The following is an 18,021-nucleotide window of genomic DNA, read 5'->3' as shown; positions in this document are numbered from 1 at the left end:
ATGGCGCATCTGGTGCTCGTCGAGACCACCCCCACCGCCGGCTTCAAGATCGTTCAGGAGGCCGTCGCGCTCGGCCACGAGGTGACCTTCGTCGCCGAGTCCCTGGACCCCTACCTCGCCGCCGAGGGCGGCGAGGAGGCCGTACGGACGCCCACCCGGATCCGTACCGGGATCAGCACCGCCGACCCCGGCAGCCTGCGCGAGGAGCTCGAGCGGCTCCATCGCGCACACCCCGTGCACGGCCTGCTCGCCCTCAGCGAGGGCCACCTCCCCGCCATCGCGGAGGCCGCCCACGCCCTCGGCCTGCCCTTCGAGACGCCGGAGACGACGAAGCGGCTGCGCAACAAGCACGAGGTGCGGCTCCTCCTCGACCGCGCCGGGGTGCCCCAGCCCGCGTTCCGCCAGGCGCTGACCGCCGAGGAGGCCGTGGCGGCCGCCGAGGAGCTGGGCTACCCGGTGGTGGTCAAGCCGGCCGACGGCTTCGGCTCCGTCCGCGTCGGCGTGGCCGAGACCCCCGGCGAGGTCGCCGAGCTCGCCGGGGCCGTCCTCGCCACCCGCGTCTACGGCCGCGGCATCACCGGCATCGGCGTGGTGCTGCTGGAGCGCTACGTCCCCGGCCCCGTGGTCAGCTGCGAGATGCTCACCGTCGACGGCGTCCACCACCCGTACGGCTGCGTGGACAAGATGCTCAGCCCGCCGCCCTACCCCGTGGAACTGGGCGGCTGCTTCCCCGCCGAACTCCCGGACGACGTACGGGACGCCGTCGTGGACGTCTGCGCCCGGGCGCTGGACGCCGCCGGCGTGCGGCGGGGGCACACCCACACCGAGGTGGTGCTGGGCCCCGAAGGACCGGCGATCATCGAGATCAACGGGCGGCTCATCGGCGGCTACGTGCCCACGATGATGAATCACGTCCTCGGCCGGAACGTCTACCACGACGTCATCGACCTCGCCCTGGGCGGCAGCCCCCGACCCTCCGCGGCGCACGGCGTGGGTTGCATCCGCGCCCTGACCGCCCCGGCCGCCGGCGTGCTCGCCGGCATCGGCACCGACGCCGCCCGGCGCGGCCCCGGCGTCGCCGAGGTCATGCTGCACGCCCGCCCCGGCCGGCGGGTGCGGCCCGCCCGGGACAACTTCGACCGGCTCGGCTTCCTCATCACCACGGGCGCCACCGCGCCTCAGGCCCGGGCGGCCGCCGAGGCGGCGCACGACCGGGTGGAGGTGCGCGTGACGCCCGAGTCCGAGGGGCGGGATTCCGAGGTGCCGGAGGGGGTGGTGGCGTGATGCGCGCCCTGTGTGTCGTCGGCAGCCCCAGCCCGCACTCCCACACCAGGGCGCTGGTGCTGCACATCGCCGCCCTCCTGGAACGGCGCGGCTTCACGATCACCCTGGCCGACCTGGCCGAGCGGGAACTCCCGCACAGCCACCCCGAGCACTACTGGAGCGGCGAGCCCCATCCCGTGCCCGCCGCGCGCGAGTTCGTGGCGGCGGCGCGCGACTGCGACGCCGTGCTGCTCGGCACGCCCGTGTACCACGCGGGCTACTCGGGGCTGCTGAAGAACGCCCTGGACCTGCTGCCGTACGACGCCTTCGACGGCAAGGCCGTCGGCCTGGCCGCCAACGCCGGCGGGCCGCGCGGCAGCGCCGGCGCCTGCGAGCAACTGCGCCAGGTGGTCAAGGCGCTGGGCGGCTGGCCCGTACCTGCCCAGGTCAGCACGGTCGCCGCAGACTTCGCCCCGGGCGCCGACGGGCGGCCCGCGCTCGACGCGAGCGGCCCCCTCCACGACCGGTGCGCCGGCATGGCGGACCAGCTGGCCGCCTTCACCCGGGCCATGCGCAAGGGCACAGCGGGGACCGAGGGGGCTGTCGCGTGAGCGCCGCCGCCCGCGAGCCGGGCCGTACGGCCGCTCGCACGGTCCGCCGCATGCGCGAGGACCTGCGCGTCGTCGTCGAGCGCGACCCGGCCGTCCGCGGCCGGGGCGAGGCCCTGCTCGCCCCGCACCTGCCGGCGCTGTGGCTGCACCGGATCGCCTCCGGCCTCTACCGGCGCGGTCACCGGGTGACCGCCAGGGTGCTGTCGCTGGTCGGACGGTTCCTCTCCGGCGGCGTCGACATCCACCCCGGCGCCCAGGTGGGGCGGCGGCTGTTCATCGACCACGGCGCGGCCGTCGTGATCGGCGAGGACGCCGTCATCGGCGACGACGTGACGCTGTACCACCAGGTCACCATCGGCGCCCTGGGCTGGTGGCGGGACCGGCGCAGGCCGCCGGGGGAGCGGCGGCACCCGACGATCGGCGACCGCGTCGTGGTCGGCGCCAACGCCTCCGTCCTGGGGCCCGTGCGCGTCGGCGACGACAGCCTGGTCGGCGCCCACTCCCTGGTCACGAGCGACGTGCCGGCCGGGGGCCGGGTGTGGGCCCCCAAGAGCCACATCCAGCAGAAGGAGAGACCCGTCGTCGTGCCGACGGGAGCCGAAGCGACAACGGAGAAGAGAAGCGCGTGACGAGCAGCAGCACAGACGCCCCCGGCGGCGACGCCGCCGTGGCCCCCGGCTACCGCCGGCTCCTGCGGGAGTCCTTCAGCCGGCGCTACGAGGACGGCGCGGACTCCTGGAGCGAGGAACCCGCCATGCGGCTGCTGGTGCCGATGCTCACCGACGGGCTCGCGCCGGGCAGCCGCGTGATCGACATCGGCGCGGGCCGCGGCCGGGACGCCGAGGCGCTCCTCGCCGCGGGACACCGGGTCACCGTCGTCGACCTGGTGCGCCTTCCCGACTGGGACGACCTCGCCGAACGCTGGGCCGGACAGGTCGAGTTCGCGGTCGGGAACTTCACCGAACTCGACGGCCACACCGGCTTCGACGCCGCGGTCGACAACGGCGTCCTCCACCACCAGGACCCCGCCGACTACCCCGCGTACCTCGCGGGCGTACGCCGCCGCCTGCGCCCCGGCGGAACGCTGGCCATCAGCCTGTTCACCACCGCCGAGGAGCTCGACGAAGGCGTCCTGAACCGCGCCGACGACGGCCGTCTGTCGCGCTGGTTCAACGAGCGCGAGGCGGCCGAGCTGCTGTCCGGCGCCGGTTTCGCGGTGACGGCGACGCGCCTGGTGCGCAGGGAACTTCCGGGGCTCGCCTATCTGCTGGTGCTGGCCCGGCGTATCGATGTCTGAGGGCTGGCACAACGCATGAATGCTTCACCTGATTCGTCTGGTCCACCTGATGCGCCTGATGTGCCTGATGCGCCGAAGGGTCGCGGTACCGCCACGTCCGACGCCCCGGCCGCCGCGTCCGGAAAGGCCGCGGGCGGCGGGATGTTCGCCTCCCTGCGGGTGCGGAACTACCGCCTCTTCTTCATCGGGCAGTTCCTTTCCAACTCCGGCACATGGATGCAGTTCGTCGCCCAGGACTGGCTGGTGTTCGACCTGACCGGCAGCACGTTCGCGGTCGGCGTCACCACCGCCCTGCAGTTCCTTCCCGTGCTGCTCTTCGGCCTCTTCGGCGGGGTGGTCGCCGACCGCTACCCCAAGCGCCGGATCCTGCTCACCACCCAGAGCGCGATGGGCGTGTTCGCCGCGCTGCTGGCGGTGCTGACGCTGACCGACGCCGTCACGGTCGCCCACGTCTACGGCTTCGCGTTCCTGCTCGGCCTGATGAACACCTTCACCAATCCCGCGATCCAGACGTTCGTCGTGGAAATGGTCGGCCCGGAGCGGGTGGGCAACGCCGTCAGCCTGGGCGCGGTGAACTTCCAGAGCGCCCGGCTGCTCGGCCCGGCGGCCGCCGGCCCGCTGATCGCGGTGATCGGCAGCGGCTGGGCCTTCGCGGTCAACGCGCTGTCGTACGTCGCCGTGATCGTCTCCCTGCTGGCCGTACGCACCGCCGACCTGCTCCCCTCCCGCCCGCAGCCGCGCGAGAAGGGGCAGATCCGGGCGGGTCTGCGCCATGTCCGGGAACACCCGAAACTGCTGTGGCCCATCCTGCTCGTGGGATTCGTCTGCACCTTCGGCTTCAACTTCCCGACCCTGCTGTCGGGCTTCACCTACAACGTCTTCCACGGCGGCGCGAAGGAATACGGCTGGCTGACCACCGCGGTCGGCGTCGGCGCCCTCGGCGGCGCCCTGCTGTCGGCCCGTCGGCGCAGCGGCCGGCCCTGGCTCCTCGTCGCCACCGCGGCCGGCTTCGGCGCCCTGGAGATGGCGAGCTCGCTGGCCCCCCGGCTGTGGGTGTTCGGCCTCGTGCTGGTGCTCGTCGGCCTGCTCAGCGTCGTCTTCAGCACCATGGCCAATTCGCTGGTGCAACTGGCGACCGACCCCGCGATGCGCGGCCGCGTCATGGGCCTGTACATGCTCGTCTACACGGGCGGCACCCCGATCGGCGGCCCCGTGGTCGGCTGGGTCGTCGAACACTACGGCGCCAGGTCCGGCATCCTCGCCTGCGGCGCGGTGGCGACCCTGGCCGCCGCGGTATTCGCCCTCGCCCTGACGCGCCGCGGTCCGCGCCCCGCCACGCCGTGAGTCAGCCGCGGCGCCCGGGGCGCCCTCGGTGAACCTCCGCCCTGGCGAAGGGCGTTGCGCGCCGGCTCGGCGAAGCCCGTGAAAGGCGCCGTGACCTCGCACTCCCGCCCGATTGTCAGTGGCGGGTGCGACGCTTTCCGTGAAGTCGGCTCACTACGACGGATCTTGGGGATCCCGGCGAGGGATCCCGACGGAGGGGGTGGGGCATGGTCTGCGAAGCGTGCGACGGTCCGTACGCCAGGTGGGTCGTCGGCCGGGGCACGGCGCTCTGCGTGCCGTGCGAGCGGGTCGGCGCCGGGCGGCGCAGCCGGGAGCCGGTGCTCGTGGGCGAGGTGCTGGGGGCCACGGCCGACGCGCTGGGGCTCGCGAGTCGTCCGGACCCGGTCGTGCCGGGTCCGTGGGGCGGGGGCGGAGCGGTGTGCCGGGCCTGTGGCGGACGCGCCGCGTGGCATCGCACCGCGGGGGGCCGCTGGATCCTGATCCAGGCGGGCGAATGGCCGGTGGCCGCCGTTCCGGCCGGCAGACGCTGGCGGATCGCGGGTGACGGCACGGCCGTCCGCCTCGGGGCGGCCGCCGCCCCGTCCGACCGGTGCCGGGTCGGCCATGCCGACGTGTGCCCGGCGCGCCCGGCTCCGTACGACTCGCCGCCGCTGCTCGCGCTGTGGCACCGCAATGCCCGGCGGGCGGCGTTATGAGGGTGCGGCGGCGGCCGTCGGGGCGGCCGGGGCGGCCGGGGCGGCCGGGGGGCAGGCTTGGGCGAGGAGGCGGTCGAGCGCGCGCCGGGTGCGGTCGGGGGCGAGTGGGTCGGCGAAGAGCTGGATGGCCTGGTTCAGCGCCAGGTAGAGGCCGACGAGCTCGTACGCGACCTGCTCGGGGTCGGTGCCGGGCGGCAGGTCGCCCGCCGTGACGGCGAGCCGCAGCTCGCCCACGAGCCGGCGCCGCCACAGCCGGTGGAGGCGGGCCACCGCGTCCCGTACGCGGCCGCCGCGGGCGTCGAACTCCACGGAGGCGGTCGTGAAGAGGCAGCCGCCGGGGAAGATCTCGCGTTCGTGCTCGAGGTAGGTGATCCAGGCCTCGCAGACGGCCCGTAGTCGCGGCAGGCCCGGAGTCTCGTGCGCGGCGGGCTGCCAGACCACGCGCAGGAAGACCGCCGACGCCTCGTCGAGCGTGGCGAGCTGGAGGGTCTCCTTGGTGCCGAAGTGGCCGAGGATGCCGGCCTTGCTCATGCCCAGGTCGGTCGCGAGGCGCCCGATCGTCAGCCCCTCCAGCCCTTCGACCGAGGCGATCGCGACGCCGCGTTCGACGATCCGCTCCCGCGTCCTGCGGGCTTCGGCGGCGGACTTGCGTGGGCTCATGCCGTCATCCTAGCCACCCGGCTCCCATTTAGCTTCCGACCGATCGGTTGCTATATTCCCCGGCACCGCATGCGGCGCACCGCCCGCGCCGCACTCCGCCCTGCCGCCACCGAGCCGAGGAGATCAGCCGTGCCGGGATCCCGTATCACCGCCCTGGGCCACTACCAACCGTCGCGCGTCCTGACCAACGACGACCTGGCGGGCATGGTCGACACCAGCGACGCATGGATCCGCCGGCGGACCGGCATCGCCACCCGCCGCATCGCCGCCGACACCGAAACGGTCACCGACATGGCGGCCGCCGCCGCGGCCGAGGCCCTCGCCGCGTCCGGCCTGCAACCCCGCGACATCGGCCTGGTCACCGTGGCGACCTGCACCGCCGTCGACCGCTGCCCCTCGACCGCCGCCCAGGTCGCCGGCCGCCTCGGCATCCCCGCCGCTGTGGCCTACGACCTGAACAACGGCTGCGCCGGCTTCTGCACCGCCCTCGCCGCCGCCGACCACTCCCTGCGCGCCGGTGCGGCCCGCCACGCCCTGGTCATCGGTGCCGAGAAGATGTCGGCCGTCACCGACTGGAGCGACCGCGGCACCTGCGTCCTGCTGGGCGACGGCGCGGGCGCCGCCGTCATCAGCGTCAGCGGCGACGGGATCGGCGGAGAGCGGGACGGCATAGGTCCCGTCGTCTGGGGCTCCGACCCCACGCGCTCCGACGCCGTCCGCCTGGCCGGCGACTGGCACCCGCGCTTCGCCCAGGAAGGCCAGACCGTCTTCCGCTGGGCCACCGGCGAACTCCCGGCCATCGCCCGCGAGGCGTGCCGCCGCGCCGGCATCACCCCGGCCGATCTCGCCGGCGTGGTGACCCACCAGGCCAACCTCCGCATCATCGAGGCCCTGACGCGCCATCTCGACCTGCCGGAACACGTCCTGATCGCCAAGGACGTCGTCGACTCCGGCAACACCTCCGCCGCGTCCGTGCCCCTCGCCCTGTCCAAGCTGACCGGGAGCGGCCAACTGCCGCAGGGCGGCCCGGTGCTGCTGCTGGCCTTCGGCGGCGGCCTGTCCTGGGCGGGCCAGGTCGTCACCTGCCCCTGACGAAGCCGGGCCCTGGTCCCGGCCCCGCTCGTGATCTGGCTCGTGCGGGGGAGGTGCCGGGCGCGAGGCCGCTGCGAGACTGCCGATGTGCTCACGCTGATACGTCCGCTTTCGCGCGCGGACACCTACCGAGGCTGGCTGTACGCGCTGCTCGGCGCGGCCACCGGTCTCCTGACCCTTCCCGTGGCGACGCTCGTCACCGCCGCGACCCCGCGGGACTGGCCGGGGCCGGTGCGCACCACGGTGCTCCTGGCCGCCTGGGCGGCGCTCACGGCGGCCGCCGGCTGCCCGCGCCCCGCCCGCCACGCCTGCGTACGCCTGGCCAACCGCCTGCTCGGCACGGCCCTTCCGGCCCCGGTCGCGGCGGCGGAGCACGCACGCGTGCCGCACCGGACGCGTACGGCGGCCTGGCTGGTGCTGCACGCGCTGGCCGGATGCGTGACGGCGGCCGTGACGGCCTTCGCGCTGGTCGTAGCCGTCCCCCTGGTCGCCGTCTGGCTGAAGGGCGGCGAGCGGATCACCCTGCTCGTGCCCGTCGACGTGGCCGGCGGGGTGCGCGGGGCGTGGACGCTGCCGGCGGCTGCCGCGCTCCTCGCCCTGGCCTGCTGCACCGCCGCCGCCACGACAGCGCTCCTGCGGCTCCTCGCGCCCGTCCTGCTGGGCCACCGCCCCGACGAACGCCTCGCCGCGCTCGAGACGCAGATGCGTCACCTGACGCACCGCAACCGCCTGGCACAGGAGTTGCACGACTCGATCGGTCACACGCTTACCTCCTCCACCATCCAGGCGGCGGTGGCGAGAGAGCTGATGGACACCGACCCGGCCGCCGCCCGCCGCGCCCTGACCGGCCTCGAGGAGGCCTCCCGGGCCGCCATGGACGACCTCGACCACGTTCTCGGCATCCTCCGCCAGGAACGCGCCCCGACCGCCCCGCCGTACGCCCTCGCCGATCTCCCGGCGCTGGTGGACCGCGTCCGGCACACCGGTACGGACGTACGCGCCGCCATCGAGGGCGACCTGGCGGCCGTACCGGCCACCGTCTCCCGCGAGGCGTACCGGATCGTCCAGGAAGGCCTGACCAACGCCCTGCGGCACGGCGACCGGTCCCGGATCGGCCTGCGGGTGACGGTCACGGCGGCCCGCCTGGAGCTGGAGATCGCCAACGCGGTCACCGGCCGCGCCCGCCTCGCGCGGCGCTCCCGCCACGGGCAGGGCGTCGACGGCGTCGTGGAGCGCGTCCAGCTCCTGCGGGGCGAGGTCTGCGCCGGGCCGGACCCCGAGGGCACCGGCTGGCTGCTCACCGCCCGCATCCCCCTACGGTCGGCGGCATGACCGTGACCGTGCTCATCGCCGACGACGAGGAACTCACCCGCACCGGCCTGCGAACCCTTCTCTCGGCCAGAGAGGGCCTCCGCGTCGTCGGCGAGGCCGCCGACGGCGAGCAGGCCCTGGCCCTCGCCGCCGAACTCCGCCCCGATGTCGTGCTGATGGACGTGCGCATGCCCAAAATCGACGGCATCGAGGCCACTCGCCGCCTGCAGGCAGACTTCCCCGACCCGCCGAAGGTGGTGGTGATCACGACCTTCGAGAACGACGAGTACGTCTACGACGCCCTCCGCGCCGGCGCCGCCGGCTTCGTCCTCAAACGCTCCCCCTCGGAGCAGATCGCCCACGCCATCCGCGTCGTCGCCACCACCGACTCCCTCCTCTTCCCCGACGCCGTCCGCAACCTCGCCGCCGCCCGCCCCACCCCGCTCCCCGGCCCCCCGCGCGGCACCCCGCCCCTCACCCACCGGGAACTGGAGATCCTCCGCCTCATGGCGGGCGGCCTGTCCAACCCGGACATCGCCCACGCACTCGTCGTCAGCCTGGAGACGGTCAAGACCCACGTGAGCAACCTCCTGGCCAAGCTCTCCGCCCGCAACCGCACCCAGGCCGTGATCCTCGCCTACGAATACGGCTACGTCACCGCGGGCGGCGGCCATGTCCCGGCCCGCCCGGCGTGAGCCTGACGCCGGGGCCTGACATCGGGGCCTGGCACCGGGGCCTGACACCAGGGCCTGACGTCGGGGCCTGAAACCGGGGCCTGAAACCGGAGCCTGAAACCGGGTAAAGGCCGGCGGCCGTATCCGGGGGATTCCCGGATACGGCCGCCGGCCGGGCCTGCCCGGACTCCTTACCGGAAGCGGCGGAGCCGGAGGCTGTTGGTGACGACGAAGACGGAGGAGAAGGCCATGGCCGCACCGGCGATCATCGGGTTGAGCAGGCCGGCCGCCGCGAGGGGAAGGGCGGCGATGTTGTAGCCGAAGGCCCAGAAGAGGTTGCCCTTGATGGTGCCGAGGGTGCGGCGGGAGAGCCGGATGGCGTCCGCCGCCACGAGCAGGTCGCCGCGGACGAGGGTGAGGTCGCCGGCCTCGATGGCCGCGTCGGTGCCGGTACCCATGGCCAGGCCGAGGTCGGCGGTGGCGAGGGCGGCCGCGTCGTTGACGCCGTCGCCGACCATGGCGACGGTACGACCCTCGGCCTGGAGGCGCTTGACGACGTCGACCTTGTCCTGGGGGAGGACCTCGGCGATGACCTCGTCGATGCCCACCTCGCGGGCGACGGCCTCGGCGACGGCCTTGTTGTCGCCGGTCAGCAGGACGGGGGTCAGCCCGAGGCGGCGCAGTTCGGCGACGGCGCGGCCGCTGGTGTCCTTGATGGCGTCGGCGACGGTGAGGACGCCCCGGGCCTCGCCGTCCCAGGCCACGGCCACGGCGGTGCGGCCCTCGGCCTCCGCGGCGGCCTTCGCCGCGGCGAGTTCGACCGGCAGTTCAATGATCCACTCGGCCAGCAGCTTCTCGCGGCCGACGAGGACGGCGTGTCCGTCGACGACGCCCTGGACGCCGAGGCCGGCGATGTTCTCGAAGCTCTCGGGAACGGGCAGGACGCCGGTGCGAGCGGTGGCGCCCTCGGCGATGGCGCGGGCGATGGGGTGCTCGGAGGCGTGCTCCAGCGCGCCGGCCAGCCGCAGCAGCTCCTGCTCGGTCACGCCGGGGGCGGTGACGACCTCGTGCAGGGCCATCCTGCCGGTGGTGACGGTGCCGGTCTTGTCCAGGACGACGGTGTCGACGCGGCGCGTGGACTCCAGGACCTCGGGGCCCTTGATGAGGATGCCCAGCTGGGCGCCGCGGCCGGTGCCGACCATGAGGGCGGTCGGGGTGGCGAGTCCCAGGGCGCACGGGCAGGCGATGATCAGTACGGCGACGGCGGCGGTGAAGGCGGCGGTGGCGTCACCGGTGACCGCGAGCCAGGTGAGCAGGGTGCCGAGGGCGATGAGAAGGACGACGGGGACGAAGACGCCGGAGATGCGGTCGGCCAGGCGCTGGACGGCGGCCTTGCCGTTCTGGGCGTCCTCGACCAGCTTGGCCATGCGGGACAGCTGGGTGTCCGAGCCGACCCGGGTGGCCTCGACGACCAGACGGCCGGAGGCGTTGACGGTGGCGCCGGTGACGGCGTCGCCCACGGTCACGTCGACGGGGACGGACTCGCCGGTGAGCATCGAGGCGTCGACGGCCGAACTGCCCTCGACCACCGTGCCGTCGGTGGCGATCTTCTCGCCGGGCCGTACGACGAACCGGTCGCCGGCCATCAGCTCGGCGGTCGGGATGCGCACCTCGCGCCCGTCGCGCAGGACGGCCACGTCCTTGGCGCCCAGCTCCAGCAGCGCCCGCAGGGCCGCGCCGGCCTTGCGCTTGGACTTGGCCTCCAGGTAACGCCCGGCAAGGATGAAGGCGGTGACGCCGGCGGCGGCCTCCAGGTAGATGGAGGACGAGCCGTCCGCCCGCGAGACCGAGAAGTCGAAGCCGTGCCGCATGCCCGGCATGCCGGCGTGGCCGAAGAACAGGGCCCACAGCGACCAGCCGAGGGCCGCGAGCGTACCGATCGACACCAGCGTGTCCATCGTCGCCGCCCCGTGCCGGGCGTTGGTCCACGCCGCCCGGTGGAACGGCAGCGCGCCCCACACCACGACCGGCGCGGCCAGTGTCAGGGACAGCCACTGCCAGTTGTCGAACTGCAGCGACGGCACCATCGCCATCAGCACGACCGGCACCGCGAGCACCAGCGAGACCAGCAGCCGCTGCCGCAGCGCGCCGACTTCTCCGCCACCGTGGCCGGGCTCCTGCCCCTGCGGCGTCTCCGCTTCCGCGCGGGCGGTCGCCTTGGGCGGTTCCTGAGCGGTGTAGCCGGTCTTCTCGACGGTGGCGATCAGCTCGGCGACCTCCACACCCGGCCCGTAGGCGACCTTGGCCTTCTCGGTCGCGAAGTTGACCGTCGCCGTGACGCCGTCCATCCGGTTGAGCTTCTTCTCGATGCGGGCGGCGCACGAGGCGCACGTCATGCCGCCTATGGAGAGCTCGACTTCGGCGGCGCGCAGGGCGGGCGTCACCGTCTTCTCGGGGGCCGTGCTGGTCATCGCGTACTCCTGGGGAGGGCCGGACCGCGCGGCGTCCATATCAGTGGAGCGTCGCGGCCCGGCATCGAAATACGGGGAAATGCGGGGGAAATACGGGGGAGGGGTATCGAGTGTCTCAGGCGCGGCCGGCGAGCTCGTAGCCCGCCTCGTCGACGGCGGCGCGGACGGCCTCGTCGTCCGGCGCGCCGGTGGACGTGATGGTCAGCAGGCCGGTGGCGGCCACGGCCTTCACGGACGTCACGCCGGGTATCGCGGAGACCTCCTGCGAGATCGCGCCCTCGCAGTGGCCGCAGGTCATGCCGGTCACCTTGTAGACCGTGGTGATGCCGCCCTGGACGTCGGCCCGGGCGGCGGTGCCGCAGGTGCCGGCCGGGGTGCAGCAGGAGGTGGGGCTCGTCTGGGAGGTCATGGCTGCTTCCTTCGGGACGCTGGTGCGGTGCCTTGCGGGTGGGGGAGAGGCCGGCGACGGTGTCGGGCGGCGCCTTCCCACGAACAGAAAGATATACCCCCCAGGGGTATATGGGAAGGGGGGTGTGCGGCTGTGCCGATGCGTTGACACTGCACGCCGACGGGGGCGGCACATCGTGTGCCGCCCCCGCCGTTCGCGTCGGCCGGCGCGCAGGGCCGACCGCTGTGCGCTGCTGTGCGCCGTTGTGCGTCGCTGTGCGTCGCTGTGCGCCTCACCCGTTCCTTGGGCCAAGGTCGGTGAGCGCGGCTCCCAGTCGACGAGCCCCCTCGGCCAGCTCGGCGTGATCGGCGGTCGCGGCGAACCCGATGCGCAGGTGAGCCGCCGGCGGCTCGGTGGCGAAGTAGCGACTTCCCGCGCTCACGGCCACGCCGCGTTGCCGGGCGGCGCCGGTGAGGACGGTGTCGTCCACGCCCGCCGGCAGGCGAACCCACAGGTGCAGCCCTCCGGTCGGCGGCCCGGCCAGGGTCGCGCCCGGGATCTCCCGGGTGATGGCGGCGGTGAGTACGGCGCACCGTCCGCGCAGCGCCGTACCGAGAGAGCGGACGTGCCGGTCCCAGGACGGGGAACTGAGCACTTCCAGCGCGGCTTCCTGGAGCGGGCGCGTGACGAAGAAGTCGTCGACCAGGCGCACCGCCCGCATGCGCTCCATGACCGGTCCGCGGGCCACGAGCGCCCCGATCCGCAGGCTCGGTGCGGCGGGCTTGGTGAGCGAGGTGATGTGGACGACCGTGCCGTCGCGGTCGTCGGCGACCAGCGGCCGCGGCACGGCGCCGCCGTGTCCCAGGTGCCGCGCGAAGTCGTCCTCGATCACGAACGCGCCCGAGGCGCGGGCCACATCGAGGATCTGCTGGCGCCGCTCGGGCGCCAGCACGGTGCCGGTCGGGTTCTGGAACGTCGGCTGGCAGTACAGCAGCCGTGCGCCGGTCATCGCGAACGCGTCGGCCAGCATGTCCGGCCGCAGGCCGTCGGCGTCGAGCGGTACCGGGACGGGCCGCAGCCCCGCGGCGCGGGCGGCGGCCAGGGCCCGGGGATAGGTCGGGGACTCCACCAGAACCGGGCTGCCGGGCCCGGCGACGGCCCGGAACGCGATCGACAGGGCGCTCTGCCCGCCGGCGGTGACCAGGACGTCTTCCGGCCCCACGCTCCCCCCGACGATCCGGGCGAACACGGTCCGCAGCGCCGTCAGGCCGCCGGCCGGGGCGCGGTCCCAGGCGTCCGGACGGCGTGCCGCCCGCGCGAGCGCCGCGCTCAGGGCCCGGGTGGGCTGAAGCGAGCGGTGCACGTAGCCGCCGTCCATCGTGATCGTCCCCGCCGGTGGCGGGCCGAGCGGGTCGACGATCAGGTGGGTGTCGACGGCGCGGTCGGTGAGGGCGACCGTCTGCCAGTCGGTGCCGGTGTCGGAGACCTCGTCGCGGAGCCGGGTGCGCTGCGCCACGTAGGTCCCGCTGCCCGGCCGGGTCACCACCGCGCCCTCCGCGGCCAGTGCGGCGATGGCCCGGGCCACGGTTGCCGGGCCGACCCGGTACTCCTTGATCAACTCCCGGCTGCTCGGCAGCCGGTCGCCGGGTGAGAGGCGGGAGATCAGCGCACGGAGACTGTCGGCCAACTCACCAGAAGTGCTACCGTCATTCATGAATGACAAGAATAGCGCTACTGGCTCTGCTCCGGAAGCACTTCAGCTGGACATCGCCGCCCTGCGGGCCGACACCCCGGGGTGCCGGCGGGTCATCCACTTCAACAACGCGGGCTGCGGCCTGCTGGCGGCCCCGGTCCTCGACGCGATGGTCGGCCATCTGAACCTCGAGGCACGGATCGGTGGTTACGAGGCGTCGGCCGCTCAGGCCGCAGGGGTCCGCGAGTTCTACACAGAGATCGCCGCGCTCATCAACACCACGCCCGACAACATCGCCTTCGCGGGCAGCGCCACCCACGCCTACGCCAACGCCCTGTCGTCGATCCCGTTCGAGGCCGACGACGTCATCCTCACCACCCGTGACGACTTCGTCTCCAACCAGATCGCCTTCCTGTCCCTGCGCAAGCGATTCGGCGTACGCGTCGTCCATGCGCCCGACGCACCCGGGGGCGGGGTCGATGTGGAGGCGATGGCCGCGCTGATGCGGACCCACCGCCCCCGCCTGGTGTCCGCCACCCATGTCCCCACCAACTCCGGCCTGGTCTCGCCCGTCGCCGAGATCGGTCGCCACTGCCGGGAGCTGGACCTGCTCTACCTGGTCGACGCCTGCCAGTCGGTGGGTCAGTTCGTCATCGACGTGGAGGAGATCGGCTGCGACCTCCTCACCGCCACCTGCCGCAAGTTCCTCCGCGGCCCGCGCGGCTCCGGATTCCTGTATGTGTCCGATCGCGTCCTGCGCGCGGGCTACGAACCGTTGTTCATCGACATGCACGGCGCCCGCTGGACCGAGCCGGGCGGCTACGAGCCCGTGGCGACGGCGGCCCGGTTCGAGGAGTGGGAGTTCCCGTACGCCACAGTGCTCGGCAGCGCCGCCGCGACGCGCTATGCCCGCACGGTCGGCATCGAAGCCGTCGAGCGGCGCACCCCGGCGCTCGCGGCCCGGCTGCGCGACCGGCTCGAAACCGTACCCGGGGTGCGCGTGCTCGACCGCGGCCCGCGCCTCGCCGCGCTCGTCACCTTCGAAGTGGAGGGCTGGCAGCCGCAGCCGTTCAAGGCGGCCATGGACGACCGCGGCATCAACTCGGCGCTCAGCTTCCGCGAGTTCGCACAGCTCGACTTCGGGGACAAGGACGTCGACTGGTGTCTGCGCCTGTCGCCGCACTACTACAACACCGAGGAGGAGGTGGACCACGTCGCGGACGCGGTCGCGGACCTCGCCGGCCGGGGACGGCGATGACCGCCACGCGGACGCGCACCGAGGAGTCGTCCACGTCCACGGAGAGCCTCTGGCGCAACGGCGACTTCCTCAGGTTCTGGCTCGGCGAGTCCCTCTCGCTCCTGGGCACCCAGGTCACGAACCTCGCTCTGCCACTGACCGCCATCAGCGCCTTCCACGCCACCGACGAGCAGGTCGGTGTCCTGCGTTTCCTGCAGCTCGTCCCGTACCTCGGGCTCGCCCTGGTCTTCGGGGTGTGGGCGGACCGGGCCCGACGGCGGCGGATCATGCTCGGCGCCAACCTCGTCCGGATGATCCTGCTGGCCCTCGTCCCCGTCCTGTACTGGGCGGATGCGCTCAGCATGGGCTCGCTGCTGGTGATCGCCTGCGCCGTCGGCGTCGCATCGGTGCTGTTCGACGTGAGCTGGATGTCGTACGTACCCACTCTCGTGCGCGACCCCAGGCACTATGTGGAGGCCGGCGCCAAGATGGGGGTGAGCTCATCGGCGGCCGACGTGGCAGGGCCAGGACTCGCGGGCGTCCTGGTCGGTGCCCTCACCGCGCCGGTGGCGCTGATCGTCGACGCCTTCTCCTATCTGGCGTCCCTGATCTCGCTCCTGCTCATCCGCACGCCCGAGCCCCGCCCTGATCCGCCGGTCGCACGACGGCACCTGCCGACCGAACTGCGGGACGGCTTGCGGTGGGTGCTGAGGAACCCGGTCCTGCGGTCGCTGGCCCTGATCGGGTTCTGCTGCAACTTCTCCATGATCACCGTATGGACGATGTTCCTGCTGTACGGAACACGCGACCTGCACCTGGGCTCGACGACCCTCGGCGGCATCTTCGCCACCGCCTCCGTGGGCGGTCTGATCGGCGCGGCGATCTCCCGCAAGGTCATCCGGCACTTCCGGCTCGGCCTCGTCTACCTCGTCGCCCAGGCGGCACTCCTCATCGGTCCGACGCTGATCGTCCTGGCCGCCGGCCCGCGGCCGGTGATGGTGGGCATGTTCGTCCTCTCCTTCTTCATCACCTACCTCGGACTCGGCGTCGCCGGCGTGATCATCGTCAGCCTGCGCCAGGCCAGTACCCCGCAGTCGATGATGGGCCGGATGACGGCGGTGTTCCGCACCCTGCTGTTCGGGGGCGGCGCACTCGGCGGCCTGTTCGCGGGCCTGCTGTCCGGCCGGATCGGCGCCCGGGGGGCACTGACCGTGGCGGCGATCGGCTCCGCCGCCGTGCTGATCGCGCTTGTCCTGTCGCCGGTGAGCCGACTGCGCAGCCTGCCGTCGGCACCGGACGAACCCGTCACGGCGGCAGCGGACGGGCAGGCCGCCGGCTGACACGGGCAGGCTGCCGGCCGACAAGGAGGGAGGTCGACGGCTAGGAGAGCGCGGCGAATCCGATGCAGAGCAGGCGCACGCTCCGGGTGAACTTCTCGTCCTGGCTCAGGCGCGGGATCACCGGGCCCATGACCAGGGGGAACCGCTCGCACAGTTCGGCGTGGAGCTCGGCGGTGACGGGCGGCGGCGCCGCCGGCTGGTTCTGCTCCTGGAGCACGAAGCCGGTGACGTGGCTGAGCAGGGTGTCCGCGGCGATGCCGCAGTGGTCGGCGGGCAGGCCGGCGTCGAGGAGGGTGCGCAGCAGGCGTTCCATCAGGGAGAGGGCGCCGGTGCTGAGCATGCCGGGGCTCTCGGCGAGGAGTTGGGCACCGCCGGGGTGCTGTTTGATGCTCCTGCGCAGGGCGGCGGCCTGGGACCCGATGCGGTCCTGCCAGGTGGCGGCGGGCGGAAGGGCGGCCAGGGCTTCGGTGCCGTCGTCGTACGCCCGGCGGCAGACCCGGTCGGCCATCAGGGCGAGCAACTCGTCCTTGCCGCGCACGTGGTAGTAGAGGCTGCCCGCGTGGGCGTCGAGGCGGTCGGCGACCTGGCGCATCGACAGGTTCTGGTAGCCGACCTCGGCGAAGACGGCCATGCCCGCGTCGACGATGCGCTCCTTGGTGAGCTTCATGGAGCCACCGTACAACGATTTCAAACGCTGTTCGAAACCTGTGCTAGCTTTGCGCCATCAGGTTTTCGAACGGCGTTTGAAACGCCGCAACCGGGGGAGGGGCAGGCATGGGGGCGATCCTGTTCAACGTGACCACGGCCGCGCTGATGGTCATGATGCTGAACTGCGGGCTCGGCGCGGTCGGCCGCGACACCCTGCGCGGGCGGCCTGTCCCGTGGGTGGCGGTCGCCCTGACCGCGCTCGCCGTCGGCGGCGTCCTGCTCCAGCTGGTCTGGTCCGGCGCCATGGACGCGCTGGACGCCGACCCCGCCAAGTCCGGCTGGTGGCGCGAGTTCACCTCGGTGTTCATGCAGAACGGCGGCCTCTTCGGCGGCCTGTGGAATCTCGTCACCCTCGCCGCCGTCGCCGCGCTCGCCCAGTGGTACTGGGGTGGCCCGCTCACCCTCGGCTTCTTCCTCGCCGGCATCCTTCTGCCCGGCCGGATCGACACCCTGCTCGGCTTCGGCGACGGCCCCAGCACCGACCCCCGCAACTTCGCCGGCAGCTCCGGCGCCACCTACTTCCTCGGCGCCACCCTCGCCCTCGCCTTCCTCAGCCGCACCCGCCTCCCCAAGGAGATCGCCCTGGCGGCCGGCGTCCCGGCGCTCGGCCTGGCGATGTGGCTCGCCCAGGAGAACGGCCACGGGCTGGTGTCCGTCTATGGCTTCGCCCTCGCGGCGGTGGCGTGGGCGGCCCGCCGCCGACCGTTCCGCCCGGTAGGGCGCGCGGCCTGACCTGCCGCATTCCGGTGGCCGGCTTCGTGACGCACGTCACGCTGCCGGAACGGTGCTGATGCTGCCGAGCGTCCCGGACTGGGTCCCTTGTGGACGAAAACCAGGACAACGAGGGCTGAGAAACGTCGAAGGGCCCCACCGCAAGCGGTGGGGCCCTTCGAGTCGTGCCCGGTGAGGCACTGGCGGAGGATACGAGATTCGAACTCGTGAGGGGTTGCCCCCAACACGCTTTCCAAGCGTGCGCCCTAGGCCACTAGGCGAATCCTCCGGGGCAAACAATACAAGACTCGAAGGGGTGCTCGCGAACCTGATCCGGAACGGGGGTCTCGGAAGGGGTGAGCGGGCCCGCGCACCCCCCGGGATCGGCTAGGGTGGGGGTAAGCCCCTCACGTGGCGCTATCTCACCCAACTCCCCCAGGGCCGGAAGGCAGCAAGGGTAAGTGGGCTCTGGCGGGTGCGTGAGGGGCCCTTGTGTTTTCCGGGGGCGGACCGGGGGCCGTGGGGC

The 18,021-nt window shown here is 73.3% G+C and carries 17 protein-coding genes, 1 tRNA gene and 1 other RNA gene; 13 read left to right on the top strand and 6 right to left on the bottom strand.

Annotated elements, in window-relative coordinates; genetic code table 11:
• The 6 genes from AB4K12_RS14425 (at position 1) to AB4K12_RS14400 (ending at position 5,210) form a co-directional block, all read left to right on the top strand.
• Positions 1–1,284, top strand: a complete 1,284-nt coding sequence (locus AB4K12_RS14425; RefSeq protein WP_368434607.1) for an ATP-grasp domain-containing protein — start codon at positions 1–3, stop codon at positions 1,282–1,284.
• Positions 1,284–1,874 carry an NADPH-dependent FMN reductase gene (locus AB4K12_RS14420; RefSeq protein ID WP_368434606.1) on the top strand — a complete coding sequence of 197 codons (591 nt, stop codon included), beginning with the start codon at positions 1,284–1,286 and terminating at the stop codon, positions 1,872–1,874. The genes AB4K12_RS14425 and AB4K12_RS14420 overlap by 1 nt, the downstream gene beginning before the upstream one ends.
• Positions 1,871–2,503, top strand: coding sequence for a serine O-acetyltransferase EpsC (gene epsC, locus AB4K12_RS14415; protein WP_368434605.1), 633 nt, complete (start codon positions 1,871–1,873; stop codon positions 2,501–2,503). The genes AB4K12_RS14420 and epsC overlap by 4 nt, the downstream gene beginning before the upstream one ends.
• On the top strand, positions 2,500–3,171 hold the full coding sequence (locus tag AB4K12_RS14410; RefSeq protein WP_368434604.1) for a cyclopropane-fatty-acyl-phospholipid synthase family protein: 672 nt from the start codon (positions 2,500–2,502) through the stop codon (positions 3,169–3,171). Before epsC ends, AB4K12_RS14410 begins: the two co-directional genes overlap by 4 nt.
• A 60-nt stretch (positions 3,172–3,231) precedes the next feature.
• A complete protein-coding gene (locus AB4K12_RS14405; RefSeq protein ID WP_368434603.1) occupies positions 3,232–4,515 on the top strand; it encodes an MFS transporter in 1,284 nt (427 codons plus the stop codon).
• A gap of 206 nt (positions 4,516–4,721) precedes the next feature.
• Positions 4,722–5,210 carry a DUF6083 domain-containing protein gene (locus AB4K12_RS14400; protein ID WP_368434602.1) on the top strand — a complete coding sequence of 163 codons (489 nt, stop codon included), beginning with the start codon at positions 4,722–4,724 and terminating at the stop codon, positions 5,208–5,210.
• Here the strand turns inward: AB4K12_RS14400 and AB4K12_RS14395 are convergent.
• Positions 5,205–5,870 (bottom strand): TetR/AcrR family transcriptional regulator, encoded by a 666-nt coding sequence (locus AB4K12_RS14395; RefSeq protein ID WP_368434601.1) that lies wholly within the window; start codon positions 5,868–5,870, stop codon positions 5,205–5,207. The two genes, AB4K12_RS14400 and AB4K12_RS14395, sit on opposite strands and share 6 nt — an antisense overlap.
• Positions 5,871–5,999: 129 nt before the next feature.
• Here AB4K12_RS14395 and AB4K12_RS14390 point away from each other — a divergent pair, with 129 nt between their 5' ends.
• From AB4K12_RS14390 to AB4K12_RS14380, 3 genes are all read left to right on the top strand, one after another.
• Positions 6,000–6,962, top strand: coding sequence for a beta-ketoacyl-ACP synthase III (locus AB4K12_RS14390; RefSeq protein ID WP_368434600.1), 963 nt, complete (start codon positions 6,000–6,002; stop codon positions 6,960–6,962).
• Between the two features lie 87 nt (positions 6,963–7,049).
• Positions 7,050–8,294 carry a sensor histidine kinase gene (locus AB4K12_RS14385; protein WP_368434599.1) on the top strand — a complete coding sequence of 415 codons (1,245 nt, stop codon included), beginning with the start codon at positions 7,050–7,052 and terminating at the stop codon, positions 8,292–8,294.
• Positions 8,291–8,968, top strand: a complete 678-nt coding sequence (locus tag AB4K12_RS14380) for a response regulator (protein WP_368434598.1) — start codon at positions 8,291–8,293, stop codon at positions 8,966–8,968. Before AB4K12_RS14385 ends, AB4K12_RS14380 begins: the two co-directional genes overlap by 4 nt.
• Before the next feature lie 170 nt (positions 8,969–9,138).
• Here the strand turns inward: AB4K12_RS14380 and AB4K12_RS14375 are convergent, their stop codons facing one another.
• The 3 genes from AB4K12_RS14375 to AB4K12_RS14365 form a co-directional block, all read right to left on the bottom strand.
• Positions 9,139–11,418: a heavy metal translocating P-type ATPase gene (locus AB4K12_RS14375; protein ID WP_368434597.1), complete on the bottom strand. Its 2,280-nt coding sequence runs from the start codon at positions 11,416–11,418 to the stop codon at positions 9,139–9,141.
• A 115-nt stretch (positions 11,419–11,533) separates the two neighbouring features.
• Entirely contained in the window at positions 11,534–11,827 is a 294-nt protein-coding gene (locus AB4K12_RS14370; RefSeq protein WP_368434596.1) for a heavy-metal-associated domain-containing protein, read from the bottom strand.
• A 271-nt stretch (positions 11,828–12,098) separates the two neighbouring features.
• On the bottom strand, positions 12,099–13,520 hold the full coding sequence (locus AB4K12_RS14365) for a PLP-dependent aminotransferase family protein (RefSeq protein ID WP_368434595.1): 1,422 nt from the start codon (positions 13,518–13,520) through the stop codon (positions 12,099–12,101).
• Between AB4K12_RS14365 and AB4K12_RS14360 the strand changes: the two genes are divergently transcribed.
• Both AB4K12_RS14360 and AB4K12_RS14355 read left to right on the top strand, forming a co-directional pair.
• Entirely contained in the window at positions 13,519–14,757 is a 1,239-nt protein-coding gene (locus AB4K12_RS14360) for an aminotransferase class V-fold PLP-dependent enzyme (RefSeq protein ID WP_368434594.1), read from the top strand. The genes AB4K12_RS14365 and AB4K12_RS14360 overlap by 2 nt on opposite strands.
• Positions 14,754–16,076: an MFS transporter gene (locus tag AB4K12_RS14355; protein ID WP_368434593.1), complete on the top strand. Its 1,323-nt coding sequence runs from the start codon at positions 14,754–14,756 to the stop codon at positions 16,074–16,076. Before AB4K12_RS14360 ends, AB4K12_RS14355 begins: the two co-directional genes overlap by 4 nt.
• A gap of 40 nt (positions 16,077–16,116) precedes the next feature.
• Here AB4K12_RS14355 and AB4K12_RS14350 read toward each other — a convergent pair whose 3' ends face one another.
• A complete protein-coding gene (locus AB4K12_RS14350; RefSeq protein ID WP_368434592.1) occupies positions 16,117–16,743 on the bottom strand; it encodes a TetR/AcrR family transcriptional regulator in 627 nt (208 codons plus the stop codon).
• Positions 16,744–16,850: 107 nt separating this feature from the next.
• Here AB4K12_RS14350 and AB4K12_RS14345 point away from each other — a divergent pair, with 107 nt between their 5' ends.
• Positions 16,851–17,516 carry a hypothetical protein gene (locus AB4K12_RS14345; protein WP_368434591.1) on the top strand — a complete coding sequence of 222 codons (666 nt, stop codon included), beginning with the start codon at positions 16,851–16,853 and terminating at the stop codon, positions 17,514–17,516.
• 180 nt (positions 17,517–17,696) lie between these two features.
• On the opposite strand, the gene AB4K12_RS14340 is transcribed toward AB4K12_RS14345, so the two are convergent.
• A tRNA-Ser gene (locus AB4K12_RS14340) sits at positions 17,697–17,784 on the bottom strand.
• Between the two features lie 110 nt (positions 17,785–17,894).
• Between AB4K12_RS14340 and ffs the strand changes: the two genes are divergently transcribed.
• Positions 17,895–17,989: signal recognition particle sRNA small type (gene ffs / locus AB4K12_RS14335), an RNA gene on the top strand.
• Positions 17,990–18,021: the final 32 nt, after the last annotated feature.

The organism is Streptomyces sp. C36 (assembly GCF_040932295.1).
Classification (GTDB): domain Bacteria; phylum Actinomycetota; class Actinomycetes; order Streptomycetales; family Streptomycetaceae; genus Streptomyces; species Streptomyces triculaminicus.
This window is presented reverse-complemented; position numbering and strand designations above follow the sequence as displayed.